Source organism: Citrobacter sp. wls829 (genome assembly GCF_005280825.1).
GTDB lineage: Bacteria > Pseudomonadota > Gammaproteobacteria > Enterobacterales > Enterobacteriaceae > Citrobacter > Citrobacter gillenii.
In genome coordinates, this window is the sequence record NZ_SZWP01000050.1 from 43,013 (window position 1) to 55,424 (window position 12,412).

Annotated in this window: 12 protein-coding genes; 2 read left to right on the top strand and 10 right to left on the bottom strand. The window is 55.1% G+C overall.

Annotated elements, in window-relative coordinates:
* Positions 1 to 28: 28 nt before the first annotated feature.
* The 9 genes from FDW88_RS07645 to FDW88_RS07685 all read right to left on the bottom strand — a co-directional run bounded on the left by FDW88_RS07645 (position 29) and on the right by FDW88_RS07685 (position 6,642).
* Positions 29 to 1,096: a carbon-phosphorus lyase complex subunit PhnI gene (locus FDW88_RS07645; RefSeq protein ID WP_096758659.1), complete on the bottom strand. Its 1,068-nt coding sequence runs from the start codon at positions 1,094 to 1,096 to the stop codon at positions 29 to 31.
* Complete coding sequence (gene phnH / locus FDW88_RS07650) at positions 1,096 to 1,692, bottom strand: phosphonate C-P lyase system protein PhnH (protein WP_137362313.1); 597 nt, start codon at positions 1,690 to 1,692, stop codon at positions 1,096 to 1,098. The genes FDW88_RS07645 and phnH overlap by 1 nt, the downstream gene beginning before the upstream one ends.
* Complete coding sequence (gene phnG, locus FDW88_RS07655; protein ID WP_137362314.1) at positions 1,689 to 2,141, bottom strand: phosphonate C-P lyase system protein PhnG; 453 nt, start codon at positions 2,139 to 2,141, stop codon at positions 1,689 to 1,691. The genes phnH and phnG overlap by 4 nt, the downstream gene beginning before the upstream one ends.
* Positions 2,142 to 2,867, bottom strand: coding sequence for a phosphonate metabolism transcriptional regulator PhnF (gene phnF, locus FDW88_RS07660; protein WP_115259669.1), 726 nt, complete (start codon positions 2,865 to 2,867; stop codon positions 2,142 to 2,144).
* 20 nt (positions 2,868 to 2,887) lie between these two features.
* On the bottom strand, positions 2,888 to 3,667 hold the full coding sequence (gene phnE, locus FDW88_RS07665; protein WP_137362315.1) for a phosphonate ABC transporter, permease protein PhnE: 780 nt from the start codon (positions 3,665 to 3,667) through the stop codon (positions 2,888 to 2,890).
* Positions 3,668 to 3,778: 111 nt separating this feature from the next.
* Complete coding sequence (gene phnD / locus FDW88_RS07670) at positions 3,779 to 4,795, bottom strand: phosphonate ABC transporter substrate-binding protein (protein ID WP_096758654.1); 1,017 nt, start codon at positions 4,793 to 4,795, stop codon at positions 3,779 to 3,781.
* 23 nt (positions 4,796 to 4,818) lie between these two features.
* Positions 4,819 to 5,607, bottom strand: a complete 789-nt coding sequence (gene phnC, locus FDW88_RS07675) for a phosphonate ABC transporter ATP-binding protein (protein WP_137362316.1) — start codon at positions 5,605 to 5,607, stop codon at positions 4,819 to 4,821.
* Positions 5,608 to 5,739: 132 nt separating this feature from the next.
* Entirely contained in the window at positions 5,740 to 6,189 is a 450-nt protein-coding gene (gene yjdN, locus FDW88_RS07680) for a VOC family metalloprotein YjdN (RefSeq protein ID WP_096758652.1), read from the bottom strand.
* Positions 6,190 to 6,306: 117 nt separating this feature from the next.
* Positions 6,307 to 6,642, bottom strand: coding sequence for a zinc ribbon domain-containing protein YjdM (locus FDW88_RS07685; RefSeq protein WP_117343575.1), 336 nt, complete (start codon positions 6,640 to 6,642; stop codon positions 6,307 to 6,309).
* A gap of 1,336 nt (positions 6,643 to 7,978) precedes the next feature.
* Between FDW88_RS07685 and crfC the strand changes: the two genes are divergently transcribed.
* Together crfC and FDW88_RS07700 are read left to right on the top strand one after the other, a co-directional pair.
* Complete coding sequence (crfC, locus tag FDW88_RS07695) at positions 7,979 to 10,333, top strand: clamp-binding protein CrfC (RefSeq protein WP_137362317.1); 2,355 nt, start codon at positions 7,979 to 7,981, stop codon at positions 10,331 to 10,333.
* Entirely contained in the window at positions 10,330 to 11,223 is an 894-nt protein-coding gene (locus FDW88_RS07700) for a diguanylate cyclase regulator RdcB family protein (RefSeq protein ID WP_137362318.1), read from the top strand. The genes crfC and FDW88_RS07700 overlap by 4 nt, the downstream gene beginning before the upstream one ends.
* Before the next feature lie 26 nt (positions 11,224 to 11,249).
* On the opposite strand, the gene kdgT is transcribed toward FDW88_RS07700, so the two are convergent.
* Positions 11,250 to 12,248, bottom strand: a complete 999-nt coding sequence (kdgT, locus tag FDW88_RS07705; protein ID WP_096758648.1) for a 2-keto-3-deoxygluconate transporter — start codon at positions 12,246 to 12,248, stop codon at positions 11,250 to 11,252.
* Positions 12,249 to 12,412: the final 164 nt, after the last annotated feature.

Sequence of the window (12,412 nt, forward strand, 5' to 3'; positions counted from 1 at the left end):
GAGATAAGCAAAATTGTAGCCGGAAAGATTAGCGGTCACGGACGGCCTCCTGTTGCAGGCGTTTGAGCAGTTCCAGCTCGGCCTGGAAATCGACGTAGTGGGGGAGTTTGAGGTGGGAAACAAAACCCGCCGCCTCGACGTTATCCGCATGCGCCAGCACGAACTCTTCGTCCTGCGCCGGTCCCGTGACCGTTTCATCGTAGTCGGGTGCCTGTAGGGCGCGGTCTACCAGCGCCATTGCCATCGCTTTGCGTTCGCTCATGCCGAACACCAGCCCGTAGCCGCGGGTAAAATGGGGAGAGTCATTTTCTGGCGCGACAAAGCCGTTCACCATTTCGCATTCGGTCATCAGCAGTTCGCCGACGTTTACCGCAAATCCTAGCTCTTCCGCTACTATTTCCAGCGCCACATAGCCGCTGCGGATCTCGGCGGCAAACGGGTGATTGCGCCCGTAGCCGCGCTGGGTGGAGTAAGCCAGCGCCAGCAGATACCCTTCGTCGCCGCGCATTAGCTGTTGCAGGCGCGAGGCGCGCGAGCAGGGGTACACCGGCGGCGTGCGGGTGATGTCATCGGGCTGAGCGCCGTCGTCCTCTTCGTGCTTCGCCAGCCCCTGATTTGCCAGCAGGGAGAAGACATGCGGGGCGGCATCCTGTTCACTCTCCGCGGCGCGCAGCGGCGGCGTCTCGCCGTTGGCCAGCAGAGTGAAATCAAGCAGGCGGTGGGTATAGTCGTAAGTTGAACCCAGCAACTGCCCGCCGGGAATATCCTTGTAGACGGCGGAAATACGCCGTTCCAGGCGCATCTCTGCGCTGTTGACCGGCTCGCTCACCGCCAGTTTTGCCAGCGTCGTGCGGTAAGCGCGTAGCAAAAAGATGGCTTCAATGTTGTCGCCGCTGGCCTGCTTGAGCGCCAGTGCCGCCAGTTCACGGTCGGCGATACCGCCTTCAGTCATGACCCGGTCAACGGCGAGGTTCATCTGCTGTTCGATTTGCGCCACGCTCAGTTCGGCAATGTGCGCATCGCCCCGGCGTCGGTTCTCCTGCAGCGCGTGGGCGTTGGCTATTGCCTTCTCGCCCCCTTTGACGGCAACGTACATCAGCACACCTCCACGTGGGTGGTTCGCGGAATAGCCAGCAGCCGTTCGCCGCAGGTGAGGATCAGATCAATCCCCAGCGGGAACGGATGCGGGCGCTCGGTCAGTTCATGAATCAGGCATTCCGGTAATTGCGGGGCGATCATCCGTTCTTCGGCGATACCTGCCCCGGTCAGGCGCAGCATGCGTCCGCCGCTTAAGCCCGCGATCTGCACAATCAGGGTCGCGCTGGTCTCTGGTGCTACGGCGGAACCGGAAGAGAGGGCGTTGAGCTGTTCGCTGCTAATACGATTGTCGGCGATGGCAAAGGCTGCCTGCTGCGGTTGTTCTACCAGTGGGGCATTGGTGTGAAAACGCAGGTTCTGTCGGGCAATGTCGTTATCCATGGCTGGAGCCAGCCACACCGGGGTGTCACCGTCGACCAGGGTCAGCAGCACGCTGGTGGTCGCCAGACCCAGCGGCTGCCAGCCGTGTTTCAGCTGATGCAGGGCGACAATCACCCCCGGTTCGCTCATGGCTTTCAGCAGGTGACGAAAGCACTGCTGCGCATCCTGGACGGGTAAATTAAAGGCGCTCTGTAGTGCCGTAGATCGTGTCATGCGTTATCTCCGCGTACCAGTGTGAAGAAGTCGACCCGGCTGGCGTTGACTTCGGCACGGCGAGCGTTAATTAGCGCATCGCGTTCCGCTTCCAGCGGGGTAATTAAGGTTTCCATTACGCTCTGGAAATACGTATGTTCCTGCAGCAGTGCGTCAATCACGGCGCACTGCTCGGCGTGGGGTTTGTTGCGTCCCAGCAGGTAGCTATAACCCAGCGTGCCGCTCTTCAGGCGTACGACGGCGCGCGTTATCGTGGTATCACCGGCAAAAAAACGGTTGCCGGTGCCGCCCATGCGGGCCTGGATCTGCATCAGCCCGCTTTCCGGTGCGCGGATAAGTTCATATTCTGGTGTCAGTTTCAGCGCGTTGACGCGCGCATTCAGGTCTTCAGCGTTGCTGTAAGCCAGCGCGCGCATCCAGCGCTGGCGGGTGGCGGTATCAAGGTGCATTCAGTGCTCCATGGTGAATTCGATCATGTCGGCGCGGGTCAGGCTGACGGAGTATTCCGTCGCGTGTTCTTCGCCTTCACGGTGGTTCAGGGTGCGCACGCACAGCAGCGGCGCCATGTTGGGGATTTCCAGTACCTTGCTCTCTTTGGCCTGCGCGCGGCGGGCGCTGATGCGTGTTTGCGTGCGCAGCAACATCAGACCCAACTGCTCGCGCAGGTAGTCGTGCAGTGAGCCGTGGTTAAAGCCCTGCAACAGCGGCCAGAGGGTGAGGTCGGAAAAATAGTGGTCGATAAGACAGAGCGCGATGCCGTTCACCCGGCGCAGGGTGCGCAAATGGATGACGTTGTCGCCCTCGGTGACGCTGAGCGCGTCGGCAATATGGCTCGAGGCCGGGCGCAGCACCGCCAGCAACTTCTCGCTGGTGGGATGGCTGCCCTGGTCCAGCAGGTTCTGACTGAAGCGCGCCTGGGCATTCAGTGGGTAATCGAACGGGCGCATCAGCACCAGCACGCCGACGCCCTGACGACGCTGCACCCAGCCGCGTTCGACCAACTGGTCAATGGCGCGGCGCAACGTGTGGCGGTTGACCGCGTAGCGGGCGGCAAGCTGATGCTCGGCCGGAAGGTAGTCACCGCAGCGATAATGTTGACGAAGCTCCTGCTCAAGTCTGGCGGCAATTTCCTGATAACGCGTCGGATAACTGGTCGGATGTGTAGACAAGTGCATAGCAATCAATGCCTCGCTGATTAGATGAAGTGCTTACGCAAACGCTGAGAGAGGAAATCCAGCAGGCTGACGGTGACGATGATTAACACCATCAGGGCGCAGGTTTGCTGGAACTGAAAGCCGCGAATCGCCTCCCATAACGTCACGCCGATGCCGCCTGCGCCAACCATGCCGACCACCGTGGCGGAGCGGACGTTAGACTCAAAGCGGTACAGCGAGTAGGAGATGAGCAGCGGCATGACCTGCGGCAGTACGCCGTAGAGGATCTCTTCAATCTTGTTAGCACCCGTGGCGCGAATGCCTTCGACCGGGCCCGGCTCAATGGCTTCTACCGCCTCGGAAAGCAGTTTGGAGAGCACCCCGGTGGTGTGGATAAACAGCGCCATCACCCCGGCGAATGGCCCGAGACCGACCGCAACCACAAACAGCATGGCGAAGACCATTTCGTTGATGGCGCGGCAGGCGTCCATCAGGCGACGCATCGGCTGGTAAATCCACCACGGCACCAGGTTGTCGGCGCACATCAGGCCGAAAGGAATCGACAGCACCACGGCGAGGGCGGTCCCCCAGACGGCGATTTGCAGGGTGATGGCCATTTCGCTGAGATAGTCCTGCCACTGGCTGAAGTCCGGCGGGAAGAAGTCAGCGGCGAAGGCCGCCATATTGCCGGAATCCTCGATCAGCGTGAGTGGAGCCATTTCGGCCCCTTTCCACGAGACGACCAGCACGGCGAGAAGAATGGCCCAGCTCAGCAGCGAGAACCAGCTACGCTTGGGCGGGGCGACGGTGATGGTTTGCATATTTGGCTCCGTTGGAACAGGTGTTTGCGTTGTAGGCCGGATAAGGTGTTTGCACCGCCATCCGGCATTTACGCGATTGCCTGATGGCGCTGCGCTTATCAGGCCTACAAATCACTGCACCGCTTTATTTACGCTGGTCATGGCACCCAGCGCGGCGGTCAGGCGGTCGAGATCATCCAGTTGTGCTTTAATCACCGAGGTTTTGCTGGTTTTCTCTTCCGCGTTCAGGCCCTTGTTGTCCTTCACGCCCTGCATCTCTTTAAACAGCGCCAGCTGGCGAATCGGTACCAGTTGCAGATCGCTGGAGGCACGGAACGGCGCCCAGCCCAGGCGTTCCAACGTGGCTTTCTCTTCCGGCGTTTTGCCATAGCTCATGAAGAAGTCGTACACCTTGTCCTTGGTGGTTTCGGAGAGGTTTTTGCGCCAGACGATCGGATCGCCTGGGATCAGCGGCGATTTCCAGATCACCTTCAGCGCTTTCAATTTTTCCGGTGCAGAGGTTTTTAACTTGTCGAGGTTTTCGGTGTTGTTGGTGGCAACATCCACCTGCTTGTTGGCGACGGCCAGGGCGTTAGTTTCATGCCCGGCGTTAACGGTGCGCTTGAAGTCGCTGGCAGCAATGTTGTTTTTCGCGAAGACGTAGTAACCAGGGACGAGGTAGCCCGAGGTGGAGTTTGGATCGCCGTTGCCGAAGGTTAGATCCTTACGTTTGGCGATCAGATCGTTCAGATTGTTGATCGGACTGTCTTTATTGACGATCAATACGCTCCAGTAACCCGGCGATCCGTCTGCCGCGACGGTTTGGGCGAAGACCTGTCCATTGGCGCGATCCACCGCTTCCATCGCCGAGAGGTTGCCGTACCAGGCGATATCGACTTTGTTAAAGCGCATGCCCTGGATGATCCCGGCGTAGTCCGGGGCGAAGAAGGCATTCACTTTTACGCCCAGCGATTTTTCCATGTCCTTCAGGAACGGTTCCCACTGTGGCTTCAGGTTTTGCTGTGATTCGGTCGAAATAATGCCAAAGTTCAGCGCTTTTTCCTGTTCTTCGGCATATGCCGGGCTTAAGAAGGTGCTGAGACTAAACATGCTGGTGAAGGCCAGCGCGGCAACTGTCTTATAACTCATTTCCATTCCTCATTGTGGGGATGTCAGGCAGCCTGTGCGTTCTGGTCGACGCGGTTCATGCTGCGGTAGAGATGGTCAAAACGTTCGTTATCAAACAGCTGGCTGCTGCCGTCGTAGAAGACGTGTCCCTGGCGCAGCGCAACAATGCGTTCGCAGTAGCGCAGGGCGTAATCCACCTGATGCAGCGTGACCACGACGGTGATGCCGTCGGTCTGGTTAATGTCGCGCAGGGTGTCCATCACGATGCGTGCAGATTCCGGGTCCAGCGAGGCAATCGGCTCATCGGCGAGGATCACTTTTGCCTGTTGCATCAGGGCGCGGGCGATGGCGACGCGCTGCTGCTGTCCGCCGGAGAGCGTAGAAACGCGCTGGTAGGCAAAGTGCGCCATGCCAACGCGGGTCAGCGCCTGTAACGCCCGTTGCTTCTGCTGTGGCGTAAACCAGCTAAAACAGGTGCGCCAGAACGGCGTGCTGCCGAGCGCGCCAATCAGCACGTTCTCCAGCACGGTGAGACGGTTCACCAGATTGAACTGTTGGAAGATATAGCCCGTATGGGCACGGCTTTTGCGGATGTCACGCGCCAGTCGGCCTTCACGTTGTACCGTGCGGCCTAATAGCTCGACGTGGCTACCTGGCGATTTATCACCGGTAATCAACCCGCTTAAATGACGTAAAAGGGTGGATTTGCCGGAACCTGATGGCCCAAGCAGAGCCACCATCTCACCGGAATGGATAGTCAGATCAACCGCATTCAGCGCCTGATGATGATTGAATGATTTGGAGAGTTTCTCGACGCGAATAACCGTTTGCATGATGCGGCCTCCCTAAAAAAGTGGCCCCATCGTGGCGGATTAATGTGACATTTTCGTTAAGGGATGGTTACTCGAAGATGAAGAGTTGAGCGATATTTGATGACAGTACGGGAGGACAAGCCTCCCGTAGGATTACTCCGTGGGGGGCTGCTGTTGTTTGACGACGTTGATCATCCACGGCACACCGTACTGGTCGGTGACTTTACCGAAACCGTGCGCCCAGAATGTTTCCTGCCAGTCCATTTCGATTTGACCTGTTGCTGCCAGGTTGTCAAACCAGCGCTTCCCTTCGTTGACATCCTGCGTGTCGAGGACCAGCGTGAAGCCGGAGTAATGGGCTTTTCCCGTCGCGACGCCGTCGCTCATCATGATGTCGCTGCCCGCAACGCGCAGGTTGGCGTGGGCGATGGCGGTATCAGGGAATTTCATTCCAGAAGGGCAACCCTCTTCACTGTCCTGCGCCGACTGGGGCATTTCACCGAAGTTGATTTTGTAGAGCAGTTCTGCGCCCAGCGTCTGTTGGTAGTACGCAATGGCGTCAGCGCAGTTGCCTGCAAAAGAGATGTAGGGACTTAACGACATGATCTTTACCTCAGGTAAAAGAAGCCCGTTAAGTGTAGTTAGCGTAGGCCTGGTAAGCGAAGCGCCACCGGGCAATAAAAGCCGGATGGCGACTAACGCCTTATCCGGCCAACAAAATTAGTTCTTTTTCACAAACTCGGATTTCAGTTTCATCGGTCCGAATCCATCAATCTTGCAATCGATGTTGTGGTCGCCTTCCACCAGGCGGATGTTTTTCACTTTGGTACCGATCTTCAGCATGGAAGAGCTACCTTTGACCTTCAGATCTTTCACGACGGTTACGCTGTCGCCGTCGGCCAGCAGGTTACCGTTAGCGTCTTTCACGATCAGTTCGTCGCCGTCATGCGCGGGTTCAGCATCGTTCCATTCGTGAGCGCATTCCGGGCAGATGAACATGCCGTTATCTTCGTAGGTGTATTCGGAGTTGCATTGTGGGCAGTGTGGTAATGACATGTGGATTTCCTCAAAAGTCAGCAGGGGCAAAAGCGCCCAAAAAATGGCAGATTGCCGAAAAAGGCCGCAATTATACATAAAATCCCTGCGGTTGTCGGGACTACTGTCTGATTAAGCGCTGAGGCACGGCGCAGATAAAGGTCTCAATACCTGCAACACCGTTCAGTTAAGCATGGATGGAGATCGTTTTGCCCTGAATATGTTTCCGTTCACTTTATGTGCGTTGCTTTTCTGATACCGCTATACCCGTGAACGTGCAAGGGAGGCTCACGCCGCATCCCTGCGGACATACCCGGTCAGCCGTCAACGTCTCATCGATTTCAGCCGGACCAGGGTGTCGCTTCAGAGTTCTGACTTTCAGCTATATCCGTTTTGCTGTTTAGATATATTCAAATAAAAGCGCAGATGGTGAGGTGTGGCTGGTCCGGCTGAAAATTGCCGACGTGTTTCCGTAAGGCCGGGAGAGCCAGCATGGATGCTGGCTCAGGGCGCGTTTTACAGGGAGGTTTCCTCGCGCCCGATCCGGTAGCCTGGAGGAATAAGCGGAGGGGATTGCGAAGCAACAATTTTCCGTGCCGGGAGCCGGGATTGTTAAGGGTGCGGCGTTGCACCCTTAACACGTTCACAGGAATTGATGTTTCAGAGAAACGATGAACATGAGGTGAACGGACAGGGAGGTTTCCTCGCGCCCGATCCGGTAGCCTGGAGGAATAAGCGGAGGGGATTGCGAAGCAACAATTTTCCGTGCCGGGAGCCGGGATTGTTAAGGGTGCGGCGTTGCACCCTTAACACGTTCACAGGAATTGATGTTTCAGAGAAACGATGAACATGAGGTGAACGGAACCCTTTCTCTGGGATAGCATGTTCATTACCTCCGGCAGCATGTCTTGATGCTTTCTGAAAACGAGTCGTTAACTGAATGGCATTGGCAATACCTGTACTTTCCACTACTTGCACGTTTGGCGGAATATTTTTTAAGGGAAATTGCTCCGCTTTGTTATTTAAGTTAAGGTGAGGCGAACCACCTGATATTCATTGATAACATGGCTCTCAGAATGGCTTAGTTATTGTAAGTGGATATCGCATCCCCCTTAATTTAGGTAGGGGAATTAAACTGGCATTTTTCAAAACTGAACTACTCTGTTTATCTTTCTTACTTATTACAGTAAGGGAGAGGCATCGGGCCAGCGGTTATAAAATAAATTTAATTTAATAATATCAATTAGTTGTTTTGATTTTAATTATTTCCACACGTAATGATAAAAGCCGAAAATTCATAAATAAAAAGATTTGGCTGAATAAAAGTAAGATTATTTGCGTTAAGGAAAAATTTTCCATGTACACACAGACAATATATGAATTAAGTCAGGAAGCTGAACGCTTGCTGATGCTCTCTCTTGACCATCTCAGGCAGTTGAAAAAATTGCCGACGACGTCGTTGGATGATGTCGCGTTGAAAAAAGGTGAGCATAGCGGGCACGTACAGCCCCTGCATTTCACTGCGCGTGGCATGGATGTCCAGCAAGCAACGCTCAATAATGAGCTACGGAAGGTCACGCGTCTGGAAATGGTACTGGCCATTGTCGGCACGATGAAAGCGGGAAAGTCGACGACGATTAATGCGATTGTGGGGACGGAAGTGTTACCCAATCGTAATCGTCCGATGACGGCCCTGCCGACGCTGATCCGCCATACGCCAGGCCAGAAAGATCCGGTGTTGTATTTTTCTCATGTCGCGCCGATTGATGCCTTAATGAAAACCTTGCAGCAGCGTGTGCGCGAGTGCGATCGCCAGTCTCTTAGCCATGAGCTGGAAATTGATAAAGATATGAATACGCTGCTGCTGCGTATTGAAAACGGTGTGGCGTTCGAGCGCACCTATTTAGGTGCCGAACCTATTTTCCAGTGCCTCAAGAGCCTGAACGATCTGGTGCGTCTGTCAAAAGCGCTGGAGGTTGATTTTCCTTTTTCTGCGTACGCCGCCATTGAGCATATTCCGGTGATTGAGGTTGAGTTTGTGCATTTGGCCGGGCAGGCAAATTATCCGGGGCAGTTAACCCTGCTGGATACGCCGGGGCCGAATGAAGCCGGACAGCCGCACTTACAAAAGATGCTGAAGGAACAGCTGGCGCGGGCGTCTGCGGTACTGGCGGTGATGGACTATACCCAACTGAAGTCGATTTCGGATGAGGAAGTGCGCCAGGCGATCACCGCGGTGGGTAAATCGGTACCGCTGTATGCCCTGGTCAATAAATTCGATCAAAAAGACCGTAATAGCGATGATGAAGAGCAGGTGCGGGCGCTGATTTCTGGCACGTTGATGAAGGGCGGTATTACGCCTGAGCGTATTTATCCGGTGTCTTCCATGTGGGGGTATCTGGCGAACCGCGCACGTCATGAACTGATGACTCACGGGCGGCTGCCGGATCACCAGCAACAACGTTGGGTACAGGATTTTGCCGAAGCGGCGCTGGGTCGGCGTTGGCGTACCGCCGATCTGGATGATACCGAGCATATTCGGCATGCTGCCGATTTACTGTGGCAAGACTCGCTGTTTGAGCAGCCGATTCAGAATGTTATTTATGCCGCCTACGCGAATGCCTCGCTCTATGCGCTCCGCTCCGCGTCCCATAAGCTGTTGAACTATGCGCAAAGCGCACACGAATACCTTGAGTTTCGCTATCACGGATTAACGGTCGCGTGTGACAAGCTGCAGCTGAACATCGACCATATTGAAGAGGATATGCAGCAGATCCTGGTGGGTCAGGAGCAGGTCAGCGATGAGGTTAAACACGAAGTTGATCTGGCACTGGAGGCGACCACCGCGTTTCTCAATCAGCAGCAGGCTGAGATCCTGGGCAGTATCGATAGGCTGTTTGAAAAAGAAAGCGTGCTGAGGATGTCACGATACGGTACGGGGTCGGGCGTTGCGGCGGCGGAAATGGCCGGAGAAATGCTGGTGCTGCATGATGAAGGGCAAGCAAAAATTGTGTTAGATAAAATTCGTTCCGCCTGTGAAGTCGTCCTGCTGGCGGCCCAGGAGAGTATCAGCCGCGATTTAGCTCTGCGCTTTGAGCAACTTGAGTCGACGTTGTCGCGGGCGTTAAATGACGCCATAAGACCCATTGAGCAGCGGGTGAAAGAGGAGTTAAGCCATGCCGGATTCCGTGCCCGGATCCGCTTTCCGGCGTTTCATTCGGCGATGTTTAACTTCAATACCCGCCAGTTGTTTAACGAAGCGATTGAGCAGGATACGCCGTTGGATGAAGGCACATCCTCCGCAGGCGGAGTGCGGGATACGTTCTCACGTTGGCTGAATCAGCCGAACTGGGGATGGAATGATGATGTCGCCGCAAAAACGCGGTACCTGATTGATATCAACGCACTGCACAACAGCCTTGGGCAGTACGTTACGCTGTTTTGCCAACAAATTCGTAAAGCTTTAGTGGCGCAGGTCGATATTTCTGTTACGGCTGGCATGGCGACGTTTTTTGCCGATTTTTCGCTGTGTCTGACGCAATTGCAGGCGAGCCTGCGTGAGAGTCTGATCCTGCGTCAGCAAAATGAATCTGCTGTGAGCGCATTGAGTGAACAACTGCAGCACCGTATTACGATTGCGTCATGGATTTATGAAGACTCCCGCTTGCTACGTGATGATATCCATACCCTTTTTGCAGCTGAGCATACATGACTAACGTGTTACTGGAAGGCCCCGGGCGGGCGCTGGAGTGCGTCTACCCAAAGTTTATGGTCGATCTGGTTCAGGGAGATGAAACCAAACGTTCCGGCGGTTTTCTGCAACAGCAGCAGCGTCTGCGCGCGCGCCTGACGCAGGAAGTGTTATCCCAGACACAGCTGCGGGCGTGGGTTCTGGCGGGCGTCTCCAGCGAGAATCTGATGATGCGCCTGAAGCTGGTGGAAAAACTGGCGAGCATGATTGACCCCGGTCATCTGGCGCTGGTGCGTATTACCGAAGGATTGGCGTTCCTGCAAGAGACGGAACGTCCGCGCGGGCAATCCACGCCCGGCATTATGCAGCAGATCAATACGCTCTCCAGCTGGTTTAGCCAACGCAGTGCTTATAAAGAGAAGGCGCTGACGCAGCGCGGGCTGACCGTTCAGGCAGGTGAACACAGCGAACAAATTTTTACCCGTTGGCGGGCAGGGGCGTATGACGGCTGGTCGCTGCCGGGGCGTTGTTTTGTCGCGCTGGAAGAGCTGCACTGGGGCGCGTTTGGTGATGCTTGTCGGCTGGGCAATACCGATGTGGTGGCGATGCTCAAAGATAATCTACGCATTATGGCGACCCAGGCGCTGGCGCACAGTGTGAATGCCGCACCCACCACGCGTCATTATTATCATCAATGGCTCAGTTCACCTACCGCAGGGGGATCACGCGAGCATAACGATATGCTGAGTTGGTTGGGCGACTGGTGTGATATGGAGCAGCATCCGGTGAGCGGGTCGGTGACGCAGCGTTGGCAAAATGTGGCGCTGGGGATGCCGCGACTGTGTTCGGCGAAGCGACTGGTGGATGCGATGGTTGAGGAGATTTTTGCACCGTCCCCTCGCAGAGGCTGAGAAGGGACGGTGAGTACGCAGCGGACTTAGTGGTGTAACGAGTCTGCCGGCGCGGTTGTCGATTCTGTGACAACCGGTGTTTTGTTAAAACGTTTGGCGTACAGGGCGGTGATAATCGGGACCAGAATCGCCGTGACAATCACGCTGGCGGCAACCAACGCGGTAGCGGAGGCGGCAACCGGTTCAAATGCCGGGTTAATCTGGGCAATAATGACCGGGTTTGCTACTGCAGCACCGGCTGCAGAAGAAGCCGCCACGCCCGCCGTACCGTTCCCGCCACCAATCACACGGTCAGCAATAATCAGCGGGATACCGGTAATCACGATGACCGCGACACCCAGCAGGATACCCAGCAGACCGGTATCAACGATAACGCTCAGGTTAATGGTGTTCCCCAGTGCGAAACCGAAGAACGGAATCAGTACCGGCGTCGCTTTGCTGAAGAAAGTACGCAGGTCGTGATCCAGGTTACCCAACGTAAAACCAATCAGGAACGGTAATACGGCGCCAACGAAATGGTGTGGCTCAAAGGAGGCGAGACCTGCAGAACCCAGAATGACCATGGTCATCAGCGGGCCGGATTCCAGAGACATCAGGACAAATGCGCCGGACTCTTCTTTAGTACCGTACTGGTTCATCAGGCTGGCGTACAGACCGCCGTTGGTCATGTCCATTGCAGAGACAATTGCCAGGACGGAAAGACCCGCAAAGAATCCTGTTTGAATACCGGTATCAGGAATGAATGATGCGGCGATCATTGCCACTGCCCAGGCCACGGCGATTTTGGTTAATACCAGCGTACCGGACTTGCGTAATACCGTGCCGGTTGCCCGTAAATCAATAGAAGCACCAATACAAAAGAACCACACGGCCAGAATGGGAACGGTGCCGCTAATCATCCCTTTAGTAAATGAACCGAAATACGCACCGGTATCGGGAGCTAACGTATTTAACACCGCACCTAATAACAGAGGAATCAACATCATTCCGCCGGGGATGCGTTCAATCGTGGCCTTAATTTTCATAAACGTCCTCATATCTTATCGCCGATGATAAATGCGCAATAAAACAAAATATTATTTAAATTCAACAAGTTATTCGTAAGTCTTAACAAAGAAAAAAAGCTATCTCTTTGTTTTTTAAAATCTAACGCGGCATACGTTGAGCATGTCATTGCCCCCAGGGATAG